The following is a 25,128-nucleotide window of genomic DNA, read 5'->3' as shown; positions in this document are numbered from 1 at the left end:
TCAGAGTATACAATACTTTTCCGTATAGGTCATATGAGATTATGCATATTTAACATTGTAAAAAGGTTGTTCTTTTTACAAGAACAACCTTTTTCATTAACAAGTTTGTAATACACAACACGCATTTTCAAAACGTCGATTTTTTAAGTCTTCATTTCCAATACAGAAATAAAGCATTCCTAAATCTCCCCACATCATATTACAATTTTTAGTATCTGAATCGATTTGGAATAAAAGCGTCATTTGCTGCGGGTCTATCCCCATATATTCTCCTGTCTCATATAATACTTCCTCTTGTACAGAGAATGGTTCACCAAACATTTGATGGTTATCATAGTTGTCTGGGATTAGTTCTTCAAGCAATTGTAAGAAACGATCTGAATCAGCCTCATCTTCAATGAAAAGCTCTGGCAATTTATATGTCAGTTCAAAAGTAGTTGCACACTGGTTATAATTTGTTTGCAATTCATCTGCTCTTCGTAATTGCTCTACAGGAACATCATAATAAAGTACACGCCCCGCTTCAGTTGGATTCACATCTTCTTCAAAGTAATTTTCAATGCTAAAGAAATATAACATCCCTGTCTTAGGAAGATTGTGACCCATACCAACATTTTGTAAATCATTTAAATTAAATTGAGCGATAAATTGTAATGGATTTCCTTTGTGCATTGGGTATTCCAATGTAGCTGGCAAGTCAGGAACTCCTCCCATTTTCGAACTACCTACCGCAACTGTTTCCTCCTGCTTTGGCACAACTTTTACACAAGGAAATACAGTGTGAATAAGTTCCTCTTTTAAATGTGTCAGCCCATATTTATCAATTAATACTTCAATTTGTTTATTCATAAATTCTCCTTATATTTACATACTTATTTGTATCATCGCACAAAAATTATACTCCATTCTTTGTAAAAACAACAAGCCTCCAAAAAAACGGGCTCTTCCTCCATACGCGAACAAGTTTAAAAAAGCATAGTATACATTGTTCCTACAAACACGATAGTTCATTATTTCTTCCAGTACATTTTCCCCTCGTTCATTTTTATTTTTAATTTAAGGAGGAATTCCACATGGGTTACGGATATAGTTGCGGCGGTTACGGTGGTAGTTGCGGCGGTTACGGTGGTGGATGTGGTTATGGAGGTTTCGCTTTATTAATCGTTTTATTTATCCTTCTAATCATCATCGGAGCTAGCTGTTGGGGCGGCTTTGTAGGCTGCTAGTAAATTTAAAAACTATTGTAAAAAAGCACGTACAATACGTGCTTTTTTGCCATTTTCAAATCTTTTATTCGAAAGGAAGTATGATTAATGAAGATTGATGGTGTTTTTGAGGGGGGCGGTGTACGCGGAATTGCGCATGTAGGGGCAATTTGCGCGTTAGCTGAAAAAGGCTATGAATGGGAACGTGTAGCTGGAACATCAGCTGGTTCCATTATCGCTGCGCTCCTAGCAGCAGGATATTCTTGTTCAGAGTTAAAAACGATTATAACTGATATCGATTATAATAAATTTACGAAGAGAACCTTTATTGACAGAATCCCCTTTATCGGAAAAGGATTAAGCGCATGGACTACTCTTGGTATTTACTCTAATATATTTATAGAAGAATGGATTGAAGAATTACTTCGCAAAAAAGGAGTTCACTTATTCACAGATTTACCTGATTTAAATAAGCTTAAAATTATTGCTTCTGATATAAGTAATGGTAAAATGGTTATCTTTCCTGATGACTTACCAAATTACGGATTTTTAAATTATCGCTTCTCTATTGCTAAAGCTGTAAGAATGAGTAGTACAATCCCCTTCTTCTTTGAACCGGTAAAATGGAGAACCCCTAAATGGAAGCAACCTTGTTATATGGTTGATGGAGGGATTTTAAGCAATTACCCAATTTGGATTTTCGACTCACCTTCCTCTCCTCGCTGGCCAACATTTGGATTTCATTTCGTAAAAGATGAGATTCAAGCTGATCCTGCCCATTATAACGAGCCTATCTCCATGTTCAAAGGACTTTTTAAAACAATGATGCAAGCCCATGATTTACGTCATTTAGATAAGGAATCAAAAGCAAGAACGATTACAATTCCAACAGGATCCATTACAAGTACCAACTTTGAGTTAACAAAGGAAGAAAAAGAGTGGCTTTACAATTCTGGTTATAACGCCGCAAATAAGTTTTTACAATCTTGGAACTTCAGACAATATATTGATGACTATAGAAACGGAAATCAGGACCGAAAAACAAATCGGTATTTCCGTCAACTTGACTCATAATACTATTATTTTTCATACGAGAACACGTAACGCTTTCAAAAAAAATAAGCCTAGTAATATCATAGATTACGAGGCTTATTTACTTCCTGCATAAATTATTATACGTCTCTTAAGGATACGTTAACCCTTTAGCTTCTTCCGCAGTAATAACGGTATATCGATTTCCCGTTCGTAACCCTAACAATTCTGCTTTTTCAATTGCATCCTGCTTCGTCTCCGCATAAGCAGCTAAATATTTTTCTCCATTAATAATTTGGCAAATTACGTATTGTTTCATTACTTTCTCCTCTTACTTTTTCATTAGTTGTGCAAGCTTTTTTATACCTATTTCAATTTCTTCTAACGTTGCGTATGAATAGGATAGACGCAAAAATTGGTTTGCACTTCTATCATACAAAGTACCTGGATTTAATAAAATCTTTTCTTTCAAAGCTTTGTCAAATAAGCTACGGTTCGAAACGGGTACATTCATATGTAACCAAATATAAAAACCACCTGTCGGTTCATACCATGTTGCTATATCACGACAATATTTCTCTAACATTTGCAACATAAAATCTCTACGTTTTTTCAACTTAGTTCTTACAAACTGTAAATGTTCATCATACAATCCATCTGCAAACCATTCCGCTGCAATTTGCTGGGATATAGAACTTGAACCATAATCTGTTTGCATTTTTATGTCTGCCAATCTTTGAATGACTGGCTCAGATCCAACAATCCATCCAATTCTTAATCCTGGACTAATGACTTTAGACATACTCCCAATATGTAGTACAATTCCGTTTTTATCATATGCTTTTAAAGGCTTTGAAACAGGCTCATCAAACCATAAGTCTTGGTACACCGCGTCTTCTATAATAGGCAAACCAATTTCGTTACATATTTCCATCACTTCTATTCGTTTCTTCGCATTCATACTAAAGTTCGTCGGATTATGAAAAGACGGAATTGTATATAAAATAGATGCATTAAATTGCTTCTTATATTTCGTAATATATGATGCATGTAAACCGTTCTCATCCATTGGTATACCAATTAAACGCATTCCTGCTGATTGAAAAACATTAAGAGAATATAAATAAGATGGTTTTTCTAATAAGATGGATGCCCCTTTTGGAAGAAGTCCCATAGAAATAAGTTGCAACGCTTGAATTGCTCCTGAAACAATTAATATAGAATCAGGAGTTACATCTATACCATGTCCTTTTAAATAGTCCGCAATTTTCTTCCTTAAATAGAAATTCCCTTTTGGTTCTTCATACCCAAGTATCATGCTCGACTTTAAAAGCTTATTCATAATATCTTTCATCTTTTTTTCAGGTAAAAGACTCGGCGCGAGCTCACCTGTTCCTAAACGAATTACATGCGGATAAAATTCAGCTTGATTAATCTCTTGAATAGCAGGCAGATTCGGATAATGAAGTCCTGTTTCTACATAAGACTGCCAGTTAGGCGGGGGCGCGTACGTTGAAGCATTCTCATTATTATTTACAACAATTGTTCCTTTCCTGCCATTCCCTTCAATGTATCCCTTTGCCACTAGTTCATCGAAAGCCATTACAATTGTACTCCGGTTCACACCGAATGTATGTGCCAAATCTCTTTGTGAAGGTAATTTCGTTCCAACAGTCCATTCTCCATTAACGATTCTTTCTTTTATATACGTTTCTATTTGTTTATACAGAGGAGTCGCTAGAGACATATTCGGTTTCCAAACAAATCTTTCCATCATATCACCTTATATTCTTTTTGGTTGGTAACCTCTCCAACCATATGGATGGATACAAATTTTCATTTCTTCTATACAATATACACTATCATACTGAATTAAAATAGGAGGTAATATGATGAGTGAAGCAATTATTCATGGTATCATTCTTGCATTTGGTCTTATCATTCCATTAGGTGTCCAAAATGTTTTCGTCTTTAACCAAGGTGCGAGCCAACCAAACATTTGGAGGGCAGCCCCTGTAGTATTAACTGCCTCTATATGTGATACGTTACTCATATTGATTGCAGTGCAGGGTGTCTCCCTTGTACTCCTTACTTTTTCTTGGCTAACTAACACGTTATATATAATTGGATTTTTCTTTCTCCTATATATGGGCTTTGTTATTTGGAGAAGTAACCCTTCCAACGATATAAAAAAAGAAAACAGTATGCCATTAAAAAAGCAAATCCTTTTCGCTGCATCGGTTTCGTTATTAAATCCACATGCAATTTTAGATACAATCGGTGTAATCGGAACAAATTCTATTCAATACATAGGAAGTGAAAAATGGGCTTTCACACTTGCAACTATTATCGTTTCGTGGATTTGGTTTATAAGCTTAGCTTTAGCGGGGAAATTTCTAAAAAGAATAGACTCAACCGGAAAGACAATCGTATTATTAAATAAATTTTCTGGCCTCATCATATGGGGCGTCGCGCTTTATATGTTAAAACAAGTTATGTATTCTTAATGAATGAAAGAGAATTGCATGTTACTGAAAACATCATGCAATTCTCTTTCAAATTATGAAGTAGGTTCCGGTTTCTGTTTTACGTTCTTTGCATCTTTTGCTGGTTTAATCCAAATCATTGCTATAACAGCACCGATACCAGCGAAAATACTTGTTACATAAAACACTTCATGGTCAGCACCTTTCATGAAAAAAGAGTATAGAGGTGGGCCGGCTGCTACACCGATAAATCGCATGGAACTATAAAAAGATGTAACCGTTCCCCTTTGCTCCTTTTCAATTCCTTGTGTAATTAGGGAGTCTAAACATGGGAGTGCCATACCAATTCCTATCCCCATGATAACGAGACAAAGAAGTAGTAAATAAATCCCTTTTATAAATAAAGGAATGATGACTGATGCAGCTGCCATTAAAAAACCAATATAAATACACTTCTTCATTACATTTTGATTATCTCCAATTTTTTTACCCGCCATATATGAACTAAGTGACAGTACAAGTAACGGGATAGCAAGTACACAACCTTTCCATATACCATGTATGTCATACTTTGATTCCAGTATCGTCGACAAATAAAAGAGAATTCCGAATAAAATAAGCATAATAATTGCACCTAATACAAAAATGGCAATTAACCATCTTCCCTTTTCTCGAAATGTAGAGATAATCGATTTTATAAACTCTTTAAGTGGTGGCACTTCTCCTTCTTGTTTCTTTGCCTTTACTAGAATAAGTAATAAAACAATTGATACTATGCATAAAACTGGAATTGCCCAAAATGGTAAGAACCATACAATGGCAGCAAGAGCAGATCCTAAAATAGGGCTCAGCACTTTTCCAAATGTATTGGATGTTTCAATGATTCCTAAACCTGTACTAACTTGTTTTTCATCCTTGTATAAATCACCAACACATGGTATAACAACTGGCATTGCACCAGCAGCACCAATACCTTGAATCGCTCTACCGACCAATATCCAAGTGTAGGGATTATCAACTTTCCATGATACCCAACCAGTTATCGCTCCTCCTATAGCCGCAATCAGCAAACTCGGAACCATTATCATCTTTCGTCCCCATCTATCTGATAAATAACCAGCAATCGGTATAAGAAGAATGGCTACGATAGAGTAAATTGTAATAATCATGGATACTTGAAACGATGAAATATGTAATTTCTTTTCGATTGTCGGTAGAATTGGAATGAGCATTGAATTCCCTAATGTCATAACAAGTGGAACTGATGCAAGCGCAATTAAACAACAGTTTTCTTTTTTTAACATGTTGGCTTCGGAACCCTTTCATCGTATATTTCTGACCATATAATAGCCCTGCTGGAACGTAATTTTTCATTCCACCAGGGCTATTACATCTTTACTACTTCCCATTTACAACAAAAGAAATTGGGGAAAATATAGTATTATTCCTATTCTTTGAATCCAGTTCGCAATATATTCATACCAATTAATTGAAAAAAAAAGAAAGGAAGAATCCTTCCTTTCTCCTATAACCTTCTACAATTAGCGAGTATATCCGCCACCAAGTTGTTGTTCTGCCATCGCTACTAGACGTTTTGTAATTTCACCGCCTACAGAACCGTTTGCACGTGAAGAAGTATCAGCGCCAAGTTGTACACCAAATTCTTGTGCAATTTCATATTTCATTTGATCTAAAGCTGCTTGTGCTCCATGTGATGCTAATTGATTAGAGTTACGATTTCTAGCCATTACCAATCACCTCCTTATTTATATATAAATTGTGTTAAATTTCAATTTAAATACATGGTAATTTTTGGTTATTTATATTTTTTAAAAAAGAGTCTCTACAATGAGAGACTCTTACATCATTTTATATTAAGAAGTTACTACTTCTAAATTTCTATTTGTTAATACTTTCATTTCTTCTTTTAATATATCTTTCGCATTATGTCCAAACCATTCGAGTGAAGCAAAATGGTCAGTATCTCTCACTTCCTGAATAATCTCATCATAATTTACCACACCTTCAAATAATGGAACCATACCAATTCGACTTCCCGCTGCTGCATATACATTATTTGGTTCAAACACATGCAAATAATCTGCTGACGATATATTCTTAAAATGGTAATGTTGTATCCACGGCTTTAGTCGATGGAAGCTGTCTATTGGATCTGCACCAGACTCCCATATATGAAGAAAATCAAGGTTTATTTTCAAATTCGAATGATCTACTTCTCCTAATAATTCCAAAGTAGAAGGCAGCGTATCCGTTAACGTATTTGGATGTGTTTCTAAAAGTACATACATATTATGCTGAGCAAATACTTCACAAATCATGCGAATACGATTCACATACTCTTTTCTCTCCTGTTCCGAGAAACCTTCGCTACCTTTTTGTCCAGCAAACGTACGAATTTTGTTTGTTTTAAACCAATTAGCTAATATTGCAAGTTGTTCACATTTCTCTATCGTTTTTTCAAAATCTGCCGATAATGATATGTCTAAGTAATCACTTATCATCGTAATTTCCAAGTTTTTATCCTTTAAACAATTCAATTCTCGTTCTGTCGTTTCATACTCTTGCATATACAAATTTCGTGCATGAGTCCCCCACAATTCAATTCCTTTAAAACCGTTTTCATATGCAAATTGAACAATATCAGTAAATGAAATTAATTGATGACGAAAGGAAATAGTACATAATGAATATTTCATAGGTTTGAACTCCCTTATCTTAAATTCAGTTAGGTTTTTAAAATGCTAAGACAGACTCGTTTGTTTTCATTTCTTTCCATGATAAAAACTGTCTCTCTAATTCAGCCTTAATTTGCAGTTCAATTGCATTCATTTCATCCAACTTTTCAACAATTGATAATAACATGCCTTTATTATTCGTCATCGCCATTTTAATTGCTCGATACTGTACATTTGTAAATCCTTGTACAATATCCTCTACCCGATCACACCAATAATCAAACTCTTGCTCCGAATATTGCAACGTTTCACGGAAGTATGCAAAGGCATGTTCATAACTATATTTACGAATTGCAAGTACTGGTATTTGCTTCACTGCCGCTACAAGACCAGAAAGCGAATAACCTTCTTCTTCATTTGCCATTTTTATAATTAAATTTTTCAATTCCATAGTCAGTTCATTGTCATTTCTTTTGAAAGTTTCTATGAAATAACTCGCTACCATTTCTTCTGTTGGCTCCTGAATTTCTTCTACATCAATGAAATACCCTCCACCAAATGGGTTATCTTGAACAGAGTGAAGCACTTTTTCTCTTTCCATATTCCCTTCCCAGCGAAAATCAGGATCTAGCATGAACCATTCTTCATCTTTCTCTGTCTTCGATATCATTAAATAATGCGGAAACGGTTTTTGATGAAATTTATTTTCCCTCTCTGGCAATAGAGACATATCAACCATTACAATGACATAGCGATTTTCTGGCTTGTTTTCTACTAATTGTAAAAACGTTTCTACATTGCTATCTTTACCTTTTGCATGATCATACCATTCGTTCACTTTCATACCGTACAATTTTTCATACCATAATAAATAATTATCATGGTTAATATTTTCGGAGTGATACGAGATAATGCCGCCTTCTGTTATATCAAAATCTCCGTCCCATAATCCAAAATAAAATGGACGGAAATCTATTTCGCTACGCCTTTTTATAATTTCACAAAAACAACTCACTAAACAGTGAACTTTAATTGAAGTCATATTCTCATCCACTTTCCTAAAGGTTAATTATTCACATTTACTACTTATACCGGCTGTAACTCCTCCATAAAATCAAGCAAAGATCCTACAGTAAGAAATGCTTTTGGGTCTACCTCATCCTCTGGAACGCATAGCTTTACATCCATTTCTATGTAGACTATGAGTTGTAACATCATTACCGAATCTATATATAAATCTTGGTTTAAACGCATCGTTTCTTCTAAATGCGTTACATTTTTTAGCTCCATTTTTTCTGTCATAATTTTCAACACTTCATTTTTTAATGTTTCACGTCTCATGTTGTAACCTCTCCCATCTCTAGTAATTTTCTACTTACTTTTCCAGTTTTATTTTTCGGAATTTCAGTTACACGTTCAATCTCATGCGGAACTTTATAAGATGGTAAATGCTGCATACACCATTCTCTTATTCGCACTGGATCAACATGAGAGATTACTTTCGCTTTAACAACTTCGCCCATCACAGGATGTTTTCCCCGATATACAATTGCCTCTTGAACGCCTTCTAGTCGAAGCATTGTTTCTTCTACCTCTATCGGAAAGACTTTTAATCCTGAAACGTTAATCACATCATCCATGCGCCCCATAAAATGAAGACCATGCTCAGATTTATACCCCAAATCTTTCGTGAAAATTTCCTTATCTTTCATTTTCACTACGATTTCTTCGGGCATATTTTCATCTGAACCTATACTTATACTCGCATGAGGTAGTGGATTACCTAAATCTAAATGGCTTTTCATATCATGACATATACTAATACAACCTGCTTCAGAACAACCGTATTGCTGCATCATATATGTTGTCATTTCTTTTAGTTTATAAAATAATGCTTCTGGTAAAGGTGCTCCGGATGTCATAATTTTATGAAACTGAAACGTTCCTTGCGGGAAACTCCCCATAATATGTAACATAAGCGGTACTGCATAAATGATATGTTTTTCTGTATTGCGAACTATATTTAATGCGAATTTAGGGTTTTTATTCGTAATGATGATAGGTTTGCTTCCTCGCGTAATTGCAGATAACGTACCACATATTAGTCCGTATGAATGTGAAACAGGAGCCATAACGATCGGCACTTCATCTACTTCACAGTTTAAAGCTTCATTATAAGCAGTAATTTCTGTATCCACTTCCGCCCATGCTCTACGAATCAGTTTTGGTTCTCCTGTTGTTCCAGAACTATATTGCAATAAAGAAGGCTCTTCTAGTAAAGCGTTCACTACTTCTAATTTCGTAAAATCGGGATATTCTCCATATAATATCCCGATACAATTTGCACGCTTTGCCATTTCAATAGCCGTTTCTTTTGGCGTATCTTCATGTATAAGCAATACTGATGATTTCTTTTCTTTTAAGAAAAACACAAGCGTAATAATATCGAATGGATCTTTCAGACAAAGCGCGAATCTATTTCCTGCTGCTTTTTGAAATTGTTCCATTTCCTCATAAACTTGTAATCTCAAATCAAAATCACTTTTGCTATACTCTTGTTTATTAACGATTAGCATAATTTCCCCCTGTAACAACTGATTTTTGTTTGATAAGTTGTCTTGCTCTATACAATGGATTTGGAACTTCATGAACAAGCGAGTCCACATCCATATATAATCGTCGCTTCGTTAATTGCTCAGCATAGAATGTAGGAGTGTATAGCTGAATACTTTCAAATCTATCTTTCAAGTGTGGATATTTTCTAAAATGATTTTCAATTTCTTCGACAACTATCATCCAAAAAATTTCTTCTTTCCAATCATATTCGTCTGCAAGTACGAAAGCTAATTCTCCTACATTAAATAAGAACAGTGCATCTAATACCATCTCTTGTAAACATTCAATACGATCCATTTCAAAGAAATCATTCATTTTCCCATTCGCATACGTTTTATGCATTTTAGTAAAGTCTGGACATTTATTCATTCCTTTTAAGAATGGACGATAAAACTCAAGTCCTTCATGGAAATCCTTTAATGCAATACGGACAGGTAGCCCTTCTTTATGAACTAAAATCATATTTTGTCCGTGTGATTCTAATGCGATTCCATACTCTACAACAAGATGTATAACTGGTATGATCGCTTTTTGAATCAGTAATCGTAGCCAATTTTCTATCCCGTATTTGTTTAACCATGCATCAATAACTGGTGTCCCGTCTTTCTCCTTTGCATATAAGCCGTTAAAGGGAAGCGCATCCTCTTGCTCATCTAAATATTTATGAACGCTTTCACGCCAAATGCACCCTAATGAACCATATGTGGCTTTCTTATTCGTATCATACGTTACACTCGAAAATTCCTTTAACAAAATAATGCGCGATTCATCCCTTAAATAAGAATCCTGACTTACGACATCACTTAACCAATTCGATATAGCTGGTGCACTCACAACTGAATATGGTTTCAGCGTACGGAGTGTTGAAGTGTTAAGTATGTTCAGCGATAACTTTACATATGGTCTCTTTGGATTCGTAGCATTTCTTAACGTCCTCATCGATTGTTGCGCGCAATAATCATCCGCCGATTGTCCTAAATAAATTATATTTTTATCCTGTATATGGTCAGCGTAATTTGGAATGATGAAATTCTCCCACTGCCAAGGATGAACAGGTATAAACACGTACTGTTTTGGATTACATCCCGCACTGTGAATTCGTTCCATATACGTTTCTAATGTATGCTCGCCTATCTCACCTTTTAAAATATTGTCATAGATCATTTCATTTTCATAACCTACAGTCGCATACTTCTTATGAGCTGCAATCCATATAATTTTTATTGGTCTCATAAATTCATATCCATATTGAAAATTGTCACGATATTGAAACCCAATGCGTGCTTTATAGCTAGGATGATATGGATGACCGTCTATTAAATGGCTTTCAAATTCATCGTACGATTTTTGGGTATATTTCACCTTATTATGTCTTTCATATTGTACAATCGTGTCTTTAAATATCGTTTGTTCTAATTCATGAATAAAAGAATCTAATTTCGTTTGTTCTACGTTAACAATTCGAAAAACTTCTTCCAAAAATTGCGAAACTGATTGTATTTCTTGTTTTTCCTCTTGAACTCTTATTACTAATGAATCTATAGAGATACGTCCAAATGTCATTCGTTCTCTTCCGTAACATTCATACGTGACACTTTTGTTGTCCTCATCAAGTCCTTGAATAAGAAAAAGAATTTGTTCTTCGTTTTCTATGCGAATTGGCGTAATAATCCCCTCATAAATTAACGACTCTACTAATTGACGTAACACTCTTCTTCGTACTGAAATGTAATCTTTTGATTCAAGCGCTTTCAATATTCTCTTATGATACATGTCCACTCTCATAACTCCTCCACCTTATGAAAAATACCATTATTTGTATTACGTGAAATTTTAACGTTATTTATGAACGGACAGCCACTTCTCTAACGAGCGGATTCTGTACCTGTACGTAAATTGCTTGTTCTAAAGGATTACTTAACTCATCGACATCGAAAAATCTCGTTAATAAATTTGCTTTACATGCCAACTTATCCTCTTCTAACAATTCTCTTAAAAAGGTAGAAGGTTCACGGTTATACGAAAGGAACGCTTCAAGTACAGATCTTAATTCAGAGAGAAGAATTTCCTCCTTAATTAATCCTGCTGTGCCAAAACCGTTAATGAGACCAAACATATGATTGAAAATTAAGTAGTAACGAAATCTCTCATCTACAATATAATCGTCATATAGATTTCCAGTACGTTCTCCAATGCCAGCCAACTCATTATTAAGCGTCTCTTTCATTGAATTACAGAAATAAAACCCTTGATTATCACGGAAATAATATTTGACCGGATAACCATCCTTTAGCTGAACAACACTATTTTGCTGATGCGCTTCTACTGCAACACCATAACGTAAGTACATCCATACCATCGGCTTTAAAGAAATATTCATATATCGTCTAAACCAATCTAAACTTACTTCTTCACAGCTTCTACTTTCTACATCTGCTAGTCGATGAATAATATTCGATAAACGAGTACGTTCTCCAGGTATTGCATCTTGAACTAGTCCAGCAATTAAAGTAGCGTCATTTGCATGTTCACCATAAAAAGGGTTCTCTCGTATAATTACTTCAAATCCAGATTCTTTTGCCCCGTAATTTAATGTAATAAATGCTGGATCACAAATAAAATCAAAACCTGGAAACTTATCTAACACTTCACCAATTGCTGTATTTAGCATTTCCTTTCCTTCAAGACCACTCTCTAGTTCCTTCAATTTATTAATACGCATTGAATTTGTTACTTTTACTGGGAATGAAAACTTAAGCATATATTTTGATTGGGGATGATATAACGTCCTAAGGGATGATGTTGCCATATAATACTTACCGACAGGACCGATATATTCAAGTACTCCTTGATCTATCCACTCCTGTACGTATGATTGGTGTAATAGCCATTCTGCCTGAAGCGGATGAATTGGAAGTAATGAATATTCATCTTCATTACAATACTTCGATATAAATTCTTTACAAACCATCTCATCATTACGTAACTCTTCTTTTAGAATTACTGTTGTAGAATCTAACAATAATGATTTTTCATTTACTATATTTTTATGTGCCCTAAAATAATGAAGCTGACATTCTCCTTTTAATTCTGGAGAATACATTGCGCTTTTCCATTCCAAAATACCTTGTCTACTCTTTGGGGTTGGATGCGTTAAATGTCCAAATAATAAAGATTGCTCCGCTTCTATAAAGGATGTATGGAAACCGTATAATGCAGATGTATCTTCTATTCTCTCCTTTGTAAATTCTTCAATATTTTGACAACTACAAATAACTCGAAGCATAAGTTCAGCAGGATTCGTCCCTTCTCCGTAGTTGATAGACATCTCTTTTATTAAGAATGTAATAACAGTAACGTAATCTGCTTTTATAACATTCTTATTTTCTCCCATTTGATAATAAAATTGTTCTCCAAACAAATGGCGATCTGTTGCTGATTTATATATAACTTCTCCATACAAAGTAATGTTTTGTGCCGATAACCGACAACATAAATAAGTAGAGCCAGTATCTCTTTGAAATGAATTGTAGAAAATATCCTCTATCCTTTTATCCGCTGTAATCCATTCTCCACTTCCTGTTTCTCTTAAATAACAATTTAAAAAACTTTGTATTGTTGCATGTTCCGCGATTTGTTTCGCACGCTGCATACTTGTCCTCCTCTTTATATGAACGCTATCGTAATTTCATATTACAATCGATAATTGAATATCGTTATCAATTAAAATTTTAATTGATTATCATTATCAATTCAATAGTTTATTTCAGAATTTTTAAATCCGAATAAATATTTCTTTTTTTCAGCCTTTCTTTAATCTAATTAAAAATACACAAGAAAAATTCTCACTTTCAAACTACATACTTATTTATTTCATTAGTAATCCCCTTCAAAATAGTTAAACAAAAGAGGTATACATTAATTCGTATACCTCTTTCAAACATAAAGTTTACATAATAATATTATTTATATCCCTCCAACAATAGGCTGTCTCTTCTACCTGTACTCTCTCTAAAAATTTCGTATCAATTTTTTCTGGATTAAATTTTTCATAAAAATTTTTAGAAGGGTTATTCGTAACAACCCATACTAAAAGTGATTGCATATCATTGTTTATACATTCCGATAATAAAGCTTGAAATAACTTTTGTCCTATTTTCATTCCTTGATACTCTTGTAAAAGGTAGATTGCATATAATTCCCCATCACAATTATATGTACCACTTCTTTCCACTCCCCCGTCAATGAATCCGATTATTGTTTCATCTGACGTCTCTGCTACAAATCTATATTGGTATTTATCTTCTTGTTGAAAAATGTTTTCCCATTGTTTTTCTCGTTGCTCATATGTTATATTTTCTAAAAATTCGTCAGCAAATATCCCTTTATACGTTGTTTTCCAGCTATCAACATGCACCTTTGCTATACCTCGTATATCATCTTTTATCGCTCTTCTAATATGTATTTCCATCATTTCTCCCCCTTGTTATTCATCATTATATCAATTTATTTCCTTAAAAATCCAAATAAAAAAAGAGCGAATGCACTTCACTCTTTTTTATCACAATTATCTACTTTCCACTTCAACTGAAACAACACGATCAATCTCTTTCAGGGAACTATATAACTCTGTTGTATATAAATCTTCTGGAGCTAAAATAACCATTTCCAGTTGCTGAAATGCTCCATTATCTATATCTTTAATTTTCACTCGTTTCACATGCATACCTAAATTTTTAATTTGCTTAAATATACCATCTAACTCATGATGCTCTTTTACAGTAATTTTTATAGATAAATCCTTTTGTCTTAATGAATACGGACCTGCAATTTTCACAAGTTGTGGAAGTACGTTAATTGCTAAAATAATTAAAATCATAGCAACCGTCGCTTGTAAATAAAAGCCCGCCCCAATTGCTATACCTAAAGCTGAAGCAGCCCACACCATAGAAGCTGTCGTTAATCCAGAAATAACATCATTACTTCTTCGTAAAATAACACCTGCCCCAAGAAAACCAATCCCACTCACAATTTGAGCAGCTAGACGCATTGGATCCATATTTGTATGCCCTGGAACAGAATATACATGTACGGCTTCAATTGAAACCATCGTAATTAAACAACTTGCTACAGAAATAACCATACTTGTTTTCACACCAAGCGGTTTATTCTTTAGCTGCCTATCTATCCCGATGAATAATCCTAAAAAGAGTGCTAAACCTAATTTGAGTAAAAATTCATATGACATATTTCCATTCTCCTTACTTTACAATGTTTCCCTTGGAATAATTCACTATAACTCTTTTATGATATCAATTCCAGTCTTTTCTATTCATTTAACATAAAAAGCCGAAAAAACATTTGTAACGATGTTTCTCCGGCTTTTTATTATGCTTAAGATTCTTCTTTATTTCTGATCTTTAATCTTAATCTCTGCATCTTTGTAGAATGCTAATTTACTGTCATTATACTCTTTTGTAAAATTGTTAAATTGCTCTTTTGATTTTTGTGCTTCCACAGTTAATTCATTAACAGCCTTAACTTTTTCACCAATCTCCTTTAATTTCGTTTCTTTTACTTTTAATTTTTCATACAGTTCTTTTTCAGTCGCTAACGCCTTCGTATAATTTTCATTCATCTTTTGGAATGCATCATAACGGTTTTTATACGACTCTTCTACTGCTTTCGCTTGTTTTTGTAACTTCTTATCTTCAAGCTTCTCTATATTTCCTTGAACAGATTTTGTTTCTTTCTGAGCTTTTTCTAGCATTTCTTTCTCAGTTTTTAATACTTTTTCACGGTCATCTACATTTGCAGTAGCTTGCTCTATCTTCTTCATAACAGCGTCATTATGATCTTTACCTTCTTGTAAAATTTGAGAATATAGTTCTTGACCTTCATTCTCTAATTTCTCTAACTTCTTCGCTTCATCAACTAATAATTTTTCTTGTGTCGCTGCTGTTTCAAAAGCTGTATATAGATTTTCTTCTGGTTTTTCACCGAAACAACCTGTTAATAGTCCTACTGATAGTGCTCCAACTACTGCTACTTTTCCATACTTCAACGTTCATTCCTCCATTACATACGGTTATCATGCCAGAAATTCACTGGGAAGTGACTCTCTTCATGATAAGCTTCAAACTCATAACCCTTTTCTTTTAACCCTTTTAAAATTGCTGGCACAGCAGCAACTGATTGTGGGTGAATGTCATGCATTAAAATAACTTCCTGTGGTTTTGTTGCATTTGTTATTACATTTTGAGCAATTTGTGCTGCCGCTGCATCAACTTGCATTTTGTTATATCTCCAATCTAATGAATCAATTGTCCAATCCCATACTTTAAAACCGCCCTCTACTACTTTATTTCGAAGACCTTCATTTAATCCAGGCATCGAACCGTATGGTGGACGTGTTAATTTAGGTGATTTTCCAATAATATTTGCGATTAAGCTTTGATCTTCTTTCATTTCATTTACATACTCGCCATTTTTATATAACTTTGCAAAATTATGTGTCATACTATGCATACCTACATAATGACCCTCTGCATTTTCACGTTTCACTAAATCCGGAAATCCTTTTACATTCGCTCCAATTAAAAAGAACGTCGCCTTCGCATCATGCTGTTTTAACGTATTTAACAATTCAGCCGTATATTTCCCTGGGCCATCATCAAATGTAAGGTAAGCAACTTTTCTTTCTTTTCCATTAAAACGACTTGGTGCCGTTTTATTCATTTCTACTTTCGGTTGTTCACTTGCAAGCTGTACTACGTTTTCTTGTTTTGCAACAGCCTTTGCTGGTGAAGTAATGGATTGAAACATGAAATACCCAATAGCTACTGCTGCAATCGCTATTAAGCCGACTACTACTCGTTTAACTTTAAAAGCTTTTTCCATTCTATCGAATTCCTCTCCCTATTAATCTTATATATAAATCACCCAATATAATTATACATCTATTTATTTTATTACACTATATAAACAGACTTTATATGTATTATAATGGGAGTTTTATCAAAATGGTTGTTCCTTTTCCTTCTTTACTTATAATAATTAAGTGTACCTCCATGAAGCTCCACCATTTTTTAACGATAGCTAAAACACCTGTAGCACGGTTATTAATCTAGTAAAATGACTGTTCTATATATGGTAAATGCTCTGTAGCAATTCCAATCCCTTCGTCTTTCACCTTTATCACTGCTTGTCCTTCTTTTTTAGTCGCTTCAATATATACTTTACCATTTTTATGTGAATATTTAATGGCATTTTGAACAATATTCAAGAAAACTTGCTTTAGCCTATTTCGATCTCCTATCAATTCAATTCGTTCTATAGTTTTGATGAATTGCATTTGCTTCTCTTCAGCATTAGGAGTTAATTGCCAAATCGTCTCCTCTAGTATATCGTATAATTGCACCTTTTGTTTATATAAATTGAAATGATTTAAGTATAAGTTTTCTAAAATAAAAAATCGTTACAGAAAAGTTACAAATCCATCTCAATAAAAAAGATTGGCAAAGGCCAATCTTTTTTTATTATTCATTTCGAACTGGTTTTGGTGTTACACCTAAATGCTCATTTAATTTTTTCGAAATATCTTTTACATTTTTTTCGTTTGGAATGTAATAATAAATACCTCCGATACGTTTATCCGTACCTTCTATTTGCATTTTTTCCATTTCTAAATTAGATCCTGCCATATTTTTTGTAATCGCAAGCATATCATCGAAAGTTAAGTTCGTTTTCATATTTTTATCAACCGCATCAAGTAAAGAGCCCATTTTGCTAATTGATTGCACAGACATCGCTTTTTTTGCAATTGCTTCTATTACAAGTTGTTGTCTTTGTCCACGCATTGCGTCACTATCAATTTTACGCGTTCTTGCAAGTGCAAGTGCTTGTTCTCCATTTAAATGTTGGAAGCCTTTTTCTAAATGAATCATACCCGCTTGGTCTTTACTATCTTGCTCTGTGAAAGTAACAGGTACATCAATATCAATACCACCAAGTGAATCGACAATTTGTACGAATGATTCAAAGTTAAACTTCACATAATAATCAACAGGAACATTTAAAAATCTTTCCACCGTATCTCGTGTACTTTCAACACCACCAAATACGTGTGCGTGTGTAATTTTATCTAATTTCTTTCTAGATGGAATATATACACGTGAATCACGCGGAATACTTACTAATTTAACTGATTTATCATCTTTATTAATTGTTGCTAATAAAAGTGCATCTGTGCGAACAGCTTCACCATATTGACTTTTTCGCATTTCACTACCATCTACACCCATAATTAAAATAGAGATGTTATCCTTTAAAGGCTCAACTTCTTTATCACGTTTTGATGATTTATCAATTTGTGCATACGCATCACTTACAACAGCTTTTGCTTTATTATATATTAATGATCCATATCCTACTCCTCCAAAAATAAGTAGGAAAAATGGAATTAAAATGAACCATTTTATTGACCTTCTTTTAGAACGTTTTTTATTGCTTCTCGTATTTTGTTCTAATTCAGAGCTCATCTTCATTCGCCTCTCTTTCTCTTTCCCTAGTATAATGTATGTCTAGTATTCTTCATATTGAATTTCCTTTCAAACACCTTACATTTTTGTAAGGTTACATGATGAATCCAATATGTATTCCATTTCACATTATACTCTCGTGCTTATTTTTGGCAAGTCACTATTTTCCAACTTCAAATATTTAGCACTTCGCAACATTCGAAATTATAGATTTATAAATTTATTCGTTTCGAATCCTTCAATTTTCACCTAAAAAATTAGTAATGCAACAATACATTTCATATTATCTCTCAAGCGGTGTATACATTGTTTTTTTCCCATGATTATTAATGAAAGCGGATTTTGCTTTTAGTTTCGTCTTTTCTATTTCTATATCTTCATTCGAGAAATTCACAATAATTTTAATATCTTTTCCATAAGAAGCAGATTGAACTAATTTATCTTCTGACAAATATACAAAGTTCGTCATTTCTTCTTTTACTGCCTTTTCATGAACGTCATTCCAAACTTTCAGGTGCTGCGTAATTTCTTGTTTATGCTTATTCCACTCTACTTCATCTAAATGGTACAACGGAGGAACATTATACAATAATTCGTATAGCATACGGTTCCCTACCTCATCTTTTACTTTCAAACTTCCCCATTCCCAGTGGTGCGTTGTAATTACAGAATCATTGTATACTAATTTATATAATGGTACTGAATATACAGGGTTTAAATACACTTGTTTATATTCTTCTTTTAACGGTACTTGTTTTGCATATTTTTCTGGAACATTTTGATTCGGTGACCAATATCCGCCCACATAATACGGACTTGTTTTATTTTTCCTCATATCTTCATCGTCCCATTTAATAACCGGTGTTTCAATACCGTGAGCAAATGCAATCGTGCTACTTGCAAAGTCATTTCCGCCTTCTGAGCCAACTACCATACCTTTTTCTTGCGCAATATAATCCATTCGTTGCAATCTTGCTTTTAAATCTTGTTCTTGTGTCGTTATATGTTTGGCTGAATAGTCATCATAAATTTCACCTGTTGCATCACAATCAATAAACCATGAATTATATTTAGGTCCATTTTGTAAAATATCGTTCATTCGCTCTTTTACACTAGGAAGAGATAAAGTTGGATTTAACTTTCGCCCTCTACCTAAAAAGCCTTGCACTTTTTCTCCATTTTTCTTCGTCACAGTTCCCTCTTCATATAACGATGGATCCTGAAAAGAAGCTGTATTCCAATTTTTATCAGCTTTTTCGTGAATAGAATGATAAGAATCATACGGACCAACTAAATATCCCATTTTCTTAGCTTCTGTCACGAAATCAGGCTGCATATACCCTTGTTCCCAGTTCGGTAGCCCAATCCATGCATTGTCTATTCCTGATTCTTTCATTTCCTTTATAATATCCGTTCCATCTGCCTTACCCCATTTACTTACTTCTTCAACCGCATCACCGAGCGCTGACTTTAATATATGCTTATTTAAGTTATATAACTCCATCTTCGATAAATGGTCTATCCCTTTGTTTAATAACTCACTAGCGTTCTGATCAACCTTTTGAAAAATATCATCTTTATACAATTCCTTCATTGATAATACTTCATTTACATAACGTAAAATAACATTTTTTTGGTACTTATCAATGAAATCTTGTTTACTTACTTGCTCAAACACACTCAGTTCTCCAAGCTCCGAACTATTCTTTTGAATAAGCCCTTTTATATGACTAAATACAGGACTATTTATTTGCTCTCTTATTTTAGGCCAATTTACGTTACTGTCAGACAAACCATTTTGATTCCAAAAATAAAAATGAGCAGCACCATAAAGTTTTTCAATCTCTTTATTTTTTCTAGCCTTTTCTTGTAATGTTTTAAATTCACCTTTTTGAGCAATATTATCCTTATACAGTTTAGCAATACTGACTGCATCATTATTTGTCACATATAATTGAAATCCATATGCTTTATTTTTATTTATACTCGGGAATTCATGTATAAAATCAAATCCTATTTTCGGATCCGAATGAAATTTCAATTCATTATTAAACATATTGTTCGCAATAAATACAATTGAATATTTCGAACCATTTAACGCAAAAAACTTCATAGAAAATGATTCAGCAAATGAATATGCATCATCCTTTAAAAACTTCTTCCAATTTTCATCATTACTCGGAATTTGCTTACCTTCCCATAACGGAAGTGTATAATTTTCAGCTTGTACTTTCGGCCACGTAAAGCTTTCTGCACCAGTCGATTCCACTTCAATATTTAAGTGATCTTTTTTCTTTTCTAGATTCACTTTTACTTTTTGATCTGGATATTCCCAAGATGTTCGATCCTTGTCTTTTTTTACATTCGACACCTTCATTTTCGGTAACGGCTGTGACGCCTGTTCCTTTACACCATCATGTTCTACAGTTAACATGAAAGTCTCTGGATTTACATCGTAAGTAAACTCTTTATACGTCGCTTTCTTTACTTTAGAATCTTGTACAGCCTTGTTACCTTTTACATCACACCCGACTAAAGTCGAAAATGACATCGTTGTAAGAAGACATATTGCTATCATTTTTTTCATCTTCTGCACCTCCACCACTGAATATACAGGGGCTTTGTTACAGGAATGTGGCAAAAAAATAGAACTAGCATAACGCTAGCTCTATTTTGAGTATTATAAATAAGTGTGTATGAACAACTATAATCTGCTTAAAGTATATGTAGTACAATAACCGTGTTTTTTCATCCCCACTAAATATAAAAGCAAATAATTCGAAGCCTTAACACTTATTTTTCAACTAAAAAAATAAGTGTATATAATATACCCTAAAACTAGCACTAAAATTACTAGCGCTGTACCTTTCCAATTCATACCACCCGTCATATCAACTGGACTACCTGATTCAGCTCTGTTGAATCCATCATTTAAAGAACCGGTAGGATTATTTTTCAATTCACTTTGCCTTATACGTTCTCTGTTTTCTTCTGGTGACTCTTTTTTCATACGATCACCTCCAAATTAATACACGCTTTACTAAATTATACATTATTACTTTTCTTTTATATGCCAACTGAAAAGATATTTACAACAAAAAAAGCTAGCAATGCTAGCTTTTTTATAGTTCTATATGTTCTTCTTTATTTACAGTAATTCCTCTATGATCGATTTCTAGCACACACACTTTCATAGACGTAAATACTCTCGCTAATTGCTCAGCAATTTCTTGACGCTTATCATATGGCGTTAATATAAAAATGGATGGACCTGCACCACTAAGCGCTGTGCCGTATGCTCCAAACTCTTTTGCACATTTACGAATTGAGGGTAATAGCGGTACGAGTTCTAAACGATACGGCTCGTGAAAATGATCTCTTTCCATCATTTCACCTACAACTTCCCACTTCTTTTGACAAAACGCAGCTACTAATACGTTGCTGATTGCACTAGCCTTAACTGCTTCATGAAACGGAAACACATCTGGTAATACAGATCGGCTTTCCTCTGTATTTAACTCTTCATTTGGAATAAGAGAAATTACACCTAATTCCTTACTTTCAATTCTTACAACCGAAACATTCTTTCCATCAAGTGCTCCGATTACAGTTCCTCCTAATATAGAAGCCGCAACATTATCTGGATGCCCTTCAAAATTTGTTGCAATTTGAACTTTTTGATCAGTCGTTAAGTTTAAATTGCCAAGTTGATTCGCAAGCTCTATCCCTGCTACAATTGCTGATGCACTACTTCCTAGTCCTCTTGTAAGCGGGATATTACTAGTAACTTCTATTATATGAGGTGATAAAGAAGGACATACTTTACATGCCGTGCTAACGATTAAATTTTTATCATCTGTCGGAATTAATTCTTCAAAGGAATGGATTACTTGCCATCTATCAGCTTTTTCTTTTACCACCACATCTAAATATAATGACAAAGCTATTCCTACTGAATCAAATCCAGGTCCAACATTCGCTGTACTAGCAGGAACACGAATACTTAATGGTATCACGACATAATCACCCCTTTAATATGTTCTTTAATTTGTTCTATATTATTTGAAACACTTGCAATATCTAATGTATTAGAAGAAATTGCGATATCAGGATCTTTCAAACCGTTTCCAGTTAAAACTGCAACAACTGTCTCTCCTTTTTTGATTTTTCCAGATTGAACATGTTTAATTACACCTGCTAATGAAGCATTTGATCCTGGCTCAGCGAAAACCCCTTCCGTTTTTGCTAATAATCTATACGCATGTAAAATTTCTTCATCTGATACCATATCTATTTCACCGTGAGACTGTTCAGCAGCCTCTACTGCATATGACCAACTTGCGGGGTTACCGATACGAATCGCTGTTGCAATTGTTTCAGGTTCTTCAATGACATGTCCTTTTACAATAGCAGCTGCTCCTTCCGCTTCAAATCCGTGAATTCTTGGCTTCTTATAGCCTTTTTCTTTCTCATATTCACAGAAACCTTTCCAGTATGCTGTAATATTTCCGGCATTCCCAACAGGAATCGCTAAAACATCTGGTGCACTTTGCAACTGGTCACAAATTTCAAATGCTGCTGTCTTTTGCCCTTCAATTCGATAAGGATTCACTGAGTTTACTAATGTAATCGGCTCTTCCGCAGCAATATTTCTTACAGCCTTAAGTGCATCATCAAAATTTCCTTCTATTGAAATGATTTCAGCTCCGTAAGCGACTGCTTGCGCTAATTTTCCATGTGCAATCTTTCCTTCCGGGATTACGATTATACATTTCATTCCAAGGCGTGCCGCGTATGCTGCGGCCGATGCCGAAGTATTACCTGTTGATGCACAAATAATTGCCTCCGAACCTTCTTCTTTCGCCTTCGCAACAGCCATTACCATACCACGATCTTTAAAAGAACCTGTCGGATTCGCACCTTCGTACTTACCGTATAACTGAATCCCTAATTGTTTTGATATATTTAATAGCGGAATAAGAGGTGTATTTCCTTCCATTAAGCTAACATCAGGTGTATTTTCATTCACCGGTAAATAAGAAGCATACTGTTTTAATAATCCTTTATACATATTGTTTTTCCTCCTCAATAATGTAATAACTGTTTATTTCACTTGCGACACTTTCTATCGCTCCTAGAACTCGTTCAAATTGATACTTTGAAGTTTGATGTGTCACAACAACGACTTCTGCAAGTTCACGATTTAAAGGTAATTGAATAACTTCTTTTAAACTTACAGAATAATTAACGAAACATTCTGTTATTTTTTGCAACATCCCAGGTTCATCTCGTAATGAAATACGTAAGAAATATTTCGAAACGACTTCTTCATCCCCCTGTAATTCATACGGTTCTGGTTCTTTTAATGCGCTTTTATTTTTCTGAACTTGATTCATATTTTTAACGATTGAAATAATATCACTTACTACAGCAGAACCAGTTGGTAACTTCCCAGCTCCAGGTCCGTAAAACATTACTTCTCCTACTGCTTGACCATGAACATATACTGCATTAAATTCATTATTTACATTCGATAATGGATGATGACTTGGTAAAAGAGTCGGTTCTACACTTAAATGAATGGCTGACCCTTGTTTCTCTGCTTTACCAATTAATTTCATAGTAAATCCTAACTTTTCAGCCATTTGTAAATCTTCTTTTTCGACCTTTCGAATCCCTCTTACTTGCACATCATCTAAAGAAACATTCATCGAAAAACCTAAGTTTGCAAGAATGGCTACCTTTCTCGCCGCATCTAACCCATCTACATCCGCTGTTGGATCCGATTCTGCGAAACCTAATTTTTGTGCTTCCTGTAAAGCCTCTTCATACGACCATCCATTTTGACTCATCTTTGTTAACATGTAATTTGTTGTTCCATTTACAATTCCCATTATTTTTTCAATTTGATCTGAAGCTAATCCGTCTGTTAATCCTCTTAACACCGGAATACCGCCCGCTACACTTGCTTCATAACATAAATCACAATCATTATCGTTCGCCACTTGGAGAAGCTCTGCACCGTATACAGCCATTAAATCTTTATTTGCTGTTACGACATGTTTTTTATTTCGTAAAGCCTTAACAATATGTTGCTTTGCTTCTTCAATTCCGCCCATTACCTCTACTACAATATCAATATTTGGATCATTTAGAACTTCATCGACATGACTTGTTACTACGATTCCATCAATGCAAACATCACGTTCTTTTTCTAAGTCACGTACAACGACTGTCTTTACCTTCACTTCATACCCTGTATCAAGTGTAATTTTTTTATAATGTTCTTTCAAAATATGGACAACACCACTTCCGACCGTACCTAAGCCTAACACCCCAACATTAATAACGTTATTCATTTTCTAATCTCCTCCTACAATTTTATTTTTTATCTCTATCAATCACCTTGCTCTGCTTTTTAATCATGCAGGTGGTGGTTATTTCCGTACGTACAAATCGTTTCATTTTACTGCACCTCCTTTCAAAGTAAAAAAACACACTCATCCCTAGGAAAGGGACGAATGTGTTTTCGTGGTTCCACCCTTGTTCCAAT

24 protein-coding genes and 1 pseudogene are annotated in these 25,128 nt (G+C 34.2%); 3 read left to right on the top strand and 22 right to left on the bottom strand.

From position 1 onward, the window contains the following. Positions 1-96: 96 nt before the first annotated feature. Positions 97-849: a YwqG family protein gene (locus CER22_RS14670; RefSeq protein ID WP_088063091.1), complete on the bottom strand. Its 753-nt coding sequence runs from the start codon at positions 847-849 to the stop codon at positions 97-99. A 224-nt stretch (positions 850-1,073) separates the two neighbouring features. Between CER22_RS14670 and CER22_RS14665 the strand changes: the two genes are divergently transcribed. Together CER22_RS14665 and CER22_RS14660 are read left to right on the top strand one after the other, a co-directional pair. Beyond that, entirely contained in the window at positions 1,074-1,226 is a 153-nt protein-coding gene (locus CER22_RS14665) for a YjcZ family sporulation protein (RefSeq protein WP_060490062.1), read from the top strand. 87 nt (positions 1,227-1,313) lie between these two features. Further along, on the top strand, positions 1,314-2,279 hold the full coding sequence (locus tag CER22_RS14660) for a patatin-like phospholipase family protein (RefSeq protein WP_000686805.1): 966 nt from the start codon (positions 1,314-1,316) through the stop codon (positions 2,277-2,279). A 109-nt stretch (positions 2,280-2,388) separates the two neighbouring features. On the opposite strand, the gene CER22_RS14655 is transcribed toward CER22_RS14660, so the two are convergent. Further along, entirely contained in the window at positions 2,389-2,556 is a 168-nt protein-coding gene (locus tag CER22_RS14655) for a DUF3933 family protein (protein ID WP_087982849.1), read from the bottom strand. Positions 2,557-2,568: 12 nt separating this feature from the next. Next, a complete protein-coding gene (locus CER22_RS14650) occupies positions 2,569-4,011 on the bottom strand; it encodes an aminotransferase-like domain-containing protein (RefSeq protein WP_088063088.1) in 1,443 nt (480 codons plus the stop codon). A 118-nt stretch (positions 4,012-4,129) separates the two neighbouring features. Between CER22_RS14650 and CER22_RS14645 the strand changes: the two genes are divergently transcribed. Next, a complete protein-coding gene (locus CER22_RS14645) occupies positions 4,130-4,744 on the top strand; it encodes a LysE/ArgO family amino acid transporter (protein WP_048543181.1) in 615 nt (204 codons plus the stop codon). 53 nt (positions 4,745-4,797) lie between these two features. Here the strand turns inward: CER22_RS14645 and CER22_RS14640 are convergent, their stop codons facing one another. From CER22_RS14640 to CER22_RS14550, 19 genes and pseudogenes are all read right to left on the bottom strand, one after another. Continuing rightward, positions 4,798-6,027 carry an MFS transporter gene (locus CER22_RS14640; protein WP_088063087.1) on the bottom strand — a complete coding sequence of 410 codons (1,230 nt, stop codon included), beginning with the start codon at positions 6,025-6,027 and terminating at the stop codon, positions 4,798-4,800. Positions 6,028-6,264: 237 nt separating this feature from the next. Then, on the bottom strand, positions 6,265-6,471 hold the full coding sequence (locus CER22_RS14635; RefSeq protein ID WP_000113545.1) for an alpha/beta-type small acid-soluble spore protein: 207 nt from the start codon (positions 6,469-6,471) through the stop codon (positions 6,265-6,267). Between the two features lie 126 nt (positions 6,472-6,597). Beyond that, positions 6,598-7,440: a sugar phosphate isomerase/epimerase family protein gene (locus CER22_RS14630; RefSeq protein WP_088609000.1), complete on the bottom strand. Its 843-nt coding sequence runs from the start codon at positions 7,438-7,440 to the stop codon at positions 6,598-6,600. A 37-nt stretch (positions 7,441-7,477) separates the two neighbouring features. Continuing rightward, positions 7,478-8,461: a petrobactin biosynthesis protein AsbE gene (asbE, locus tag CER22_RS14625; protein ID WP_142293485.1), complete on the bottom strand. Its 984-nt coding sequence runs from the start codon at positions 8,459-8,461 to the stop codon at positions 7,478-7,480. Between the two features lie 44 nt (positions 8,462-8,505). Next, on the bottom strand, positions 8,506-8,760 hold the full coding sequence (asbD, locus tag CER22_RS14620) for a petrobactin biosynthesis protein AsbD (RefSeq protein ID WP_001250756.1): 255 nt from the start codon (positions 8,758-8,760) through the stop codon (positions 8,506-8,508). Then, positions 8,757-9,995, bottom strand: a complete 1,239-nt coding sequence (gene asbC, locus CER22_RS14615; RefSeq protein ID WP_088608998.1) for a 3,4-dihydroxybenzoic acid-AMP ligase AsbC — start codon at positions 9,993-9,995, stop codon at positions 8,757-8,759. The genes asbD and asbC overlap by 4 nt, the downstream gene beginning before the upstream one ends. Then, positions 9,982-11,820 carry an IucA/IucC family protein gene (locus CER22_RS14610; RefSeq protein ID WP_142293484.1) on the bottom strand — a complete coding sequence of 613 codons (1,839 nt, stop codon included), beginning with the start codon at positions 11,818-11,820 and terminating at the stop codon, positions 9,982-9,984. The genes asbC and CER22_RS14610 overlap by 14 nt, the downstream gene beginning before the upstream one ends. Before the next feature lie 58 nt (positions 11,821-11,878). Continuing rightward, the gene (locus CER22_RS14605) at positions 11,879-13,687 is read right to left on the bottom strand and encodes an IucA/IucC family protein (protein WP_088608997.1); all 1,809 of its coding nucleotides are present in this window, start codon (positions 13,685-13,687) and stop codon (positions 11,879-11,881) included. 297 nt (positions 13,688-13,984) lie between these two features. Continuing rightward, complete coding sequence (locus CER22_RS14600) at positions 13,985-14,506, bottom strand: GNAT family N-acetyltransferase (protein ID WP_097906846.1); 522 nt, start codon at positions 14,504-14,506, stop codon at positions 13,985-13,987. A gap of 96 nt (positions 14,507-14,602) precedes the next feature. Then, a complete protein-coding gene (locus tag CER22_RS14595; RefSeq protein WP_000119502.1) occupies positions 14,603-15,283 on the bottom strand; it encodes an MgtC/SapB family protein in 681 nt (226 codons plus the stop codon). A gap of 159 nt (positions 15,284-15,442) precedes the next feature. After that, positions 15,443-16,099: a YkyA family protein gene (locus tag CER22_RS14590; RefSeq protein WP_087982867.1), complete on the bottom strand. Its 657-nt coding sequence runs from the start codon at positions 16,097-16,099 to the stop codon at positions 15,443-15,445. Between the two features lie 14 nt (positions 16,100-16,113). Beyond that, positions 16,114-16,935, bottom strand: coding sequence for a peptidoglycan-N-acetylglucosamine deacetylase (locus CER22_RS14585; protein ID WP_088608996.1), 822 nt, complete (start codon positions 16,933-16,935; stop codon positions 16,114-16,116). 100 nt (positions 16,936-17,035) lie between these two features. Further along, positions 17,036-17,491, bottom strand: a pseudogene (locus CER22_RS14580) (sensor histidine kinase); the annotation flags it as partial. A gap of 82 nt (positions 17,492-17,573) precedes the next feature. Beyond that, entirely contained in the window at positions 17,574-18,575 is a 1,002-nt protein-coding gene (locus tag CER22_RS14575) for an LCP family protein (protein ID WP_000093639.1), read from the bottom strand. Between the two features lie 283 nt (positions 18,576-18,858). After that, positions 18,859-21,162 carry a glycoside hydrolase gene (locus CER22_RS14570; protein WP_088608995.1) on the bottom strand — a complete coding sequence of 768 codons (2,304 nt, stop codon included), beginning with the start codon at positions 21,160-21,162 and terminating at the stop codon, positions 18,859-18,861. A gap of 213 nt (positions 21,163-21,375) precedes the next feature. Continuing rightward, positions 21,376-21,585 carry a DUF6366 family protein gene (locus CER22_RS14565; protein ID WP_088063078.1) on the bottom strand — a complete coding sequence of 70 codons (210 nt, stop codon included), beginning with the start codon at positions 21,583-21,585 and terminating at the stop codon, positions 21,376-21,378. Positions 21,586-21,697: 112 nt separating this feature from the next. After that, a complete protein-coding gene (thrB, locus tag CER22_RS14560; protein ID WP_088063077.1) occupies positions 21,698-22,591 on the bottom strand; it encodes a homoserine kinase in 894 nt (297 codons plus the stop codon). Further along, a complete protein-coding gene (thrC, locus tag CER22_RS14555) occupies positions 22,588-23,646 on the bottom strand; it encodes a threonine synthase (protein WP_000276442.1) in 1,059 nt (352 codons plus the stop codon). The genes thrB and thrC overlap by 4 nt, the downstream gene beginning before the upstream one ends. Further along, positions 23,639-24,934: a homoserine dehydrogenase gene (locus CER22_RS14550; protein WP_087982880.1), complete on the bottom strand. Its 1,296-nt coding sequence runs from the start codon at positions 24,932-24,934 to the stop codon at positions 23,639-23,641. Before CER22_RS14550 ends, thrC begins: the two co-directional genes overlap by 8 nt. Positions 24,935-25,128 lie beyond the last annotated feature (194 nt).

Source organism: Bacillus sp. K2I17 (assembly GCF_002209985.1).
Lineage (GTDB): Bacteria > Bacillota > Bacilli > Bacillales > Bacillaceae_G > Bacillus_A > Bacillus_A wiedmannii.
Note: the sequence above shows the minus strand (reverse complement) of the source record. Positions and strands in the feature narration are given on the sequence as shown.

Excerpts from the sequence above, each read along its gene's own strand:
- CER22_RS14670 (WP_088063091.1), bottom strand. The coding sequence starts at position 849 with ATGAATAAACAAATTGAAGTATTAATTGATAAATATGGGCTGACACAT.
- CER22_RS14665 (WP_060490062.1), top strand. The coding sequence starts at position 1,074 with ATGGGTTACGGATATAGTTGCGGCGGTTACGGTGGTAGTTGCGGCGGT.
- CER22_RS14660 (WP_000686805.1), top strand. The coding sequence starts at position 1,314 with ATGAAGATTGATGGTGTTTTTGAGGGGGGCGGTGTACGCGGAATTGCG.
- CER22_RS14655 (WP_087982849.1), bottom strand. The coding sequence starts at position 2,556 with ATGAAACAATACGTAATTTGCCAAATTATTAATGGAGAAAAATATTTA.
- CER22_RS14650 (WP_088063088.1), bottom strand. The coding sequence starts at position 4,011 with ATGGAAAGATTTGTTTGGAAACCGAATATGTCTCTAGCGACTCCTCTG.
- CER22_RS14645 (WP_048543181.1), top strand. The coding sequence starts at position 4,130 with ATGAGTGAAGCAATTATTCATGGTATCATTCTTGCATTTGGTCTTATC.
- CER22_RS14640 (WP_088063087.1), bottom strand. The coding sequence starts at position 6,027 with ATGTTAAAAAAAGAAAACTGTTGTTTAATTGCGCTTGCATCAGTTCCA.
- CER22_RS14635 (WP_000113545.1), bottom strand. The coding sequence starts at position 6,471 with ATGGCTAGAAATCGTAACTCTAATCAATTAGCATCACATGGAGCACAA.
- CER22_RS14630 (WP_088609000.1), bottom strand. The coding sequence starts at position 7,440 with ATGAAATATTCATTATGTACTATTTCCTTTCGTCATCAATTAATTTCA.
- asbE (WP_142293485.1), bottom strand. The coding sequence starts at position 8,461 with ATGACTTCAATTAAAGTTCACTGTTTAGTGAGTTGTTTTTGTGAAATT.
- asbD (WP_001250756.1), bottom strand. The coding sequence starts at position 8,760 with ATGAGACGTGAAACATTAAAAAATGAAGTGTTGAAAATTATGACAGAA.
- asbC (WP_088608998.1), bottom strand. The coding sequence starts at position 9,995 with ATGCTAATCGTTAATAAACAAGAGTATAGCAAAAGTGATTTTGATTTG.
- CER22_RS14610 (WP_142293484.1), bottom strand. The coding sequence starts at position 11,820 with ATGAGAGTGGACATGTATCATAAGAGAATATTGAAAGCGCTTGAATCA.
- CER22_RS14605 (WP_088608997.1), bottom strand. The coding sequence starts at position 13,687 with ATGCAGCGTGCGAAACAAATCGCGGAACATGCAACAATACAAAGTTTT.
- CER22_RS14600 (WP_097906846.1), bottom strand. The coding sequence starts at position 14,506 with ATGGAAATACATATTAGAAGAGCGATAAAAGATGATATACGAGGTATA.
- CER22_RS14595 (WP_000119502.1), bottom strand. The coding sequence starts at position 15,283 with ATGTCATATGAATTTTTACTCAAATTAGGTTTAGCACTCTTTTTAGGA.
- CER22_RS14585 (WP_088608996.1), bottom strand. The coding sequence starts at position 16,935 with ATGGAAAAAGCTTTTAAAGTTAAACGAGTAGTAGTCGGCTTAATAGCG.
- CER22_RS14575 (WP_000093639.1), bottom strand. The coding sequence starts at position 18,575 with ATGAGCTCTGAATTAGAACAAAATACGAGAAGCAATAAAAAACGTTCT.
- CER22_RS14570 (WP_088608995.1), bottom strand. The coding sequence starts at position 21,162 with ATGAAAAAAATGATAGCAATATGTCTTCTTACAACGATGTCATTTTCG.
- CER22_RS14565 (WP_088063078.1), bottom strand. The coding sequence starts at position 21,585 with ATGAAAAAAGAGTCACCAGAAGAAAACAGAGAACGTATAAGGCAAAGT.
- thrC (WP_000276442.1), bottom strand. The coding sequence starts at position 23,646 with ATGTATAAAGGATTATTAAAACAGTATGCTTCTTATTTACCGGTGAAT.
- CER22_RS14550 (WP_087982880.1), bottom strand. The coding sequence starts at position 24,934 with ATGAATAACGTTATTAATGTTGGGGTGTTAGGCTTAGGTACGGTCGGA.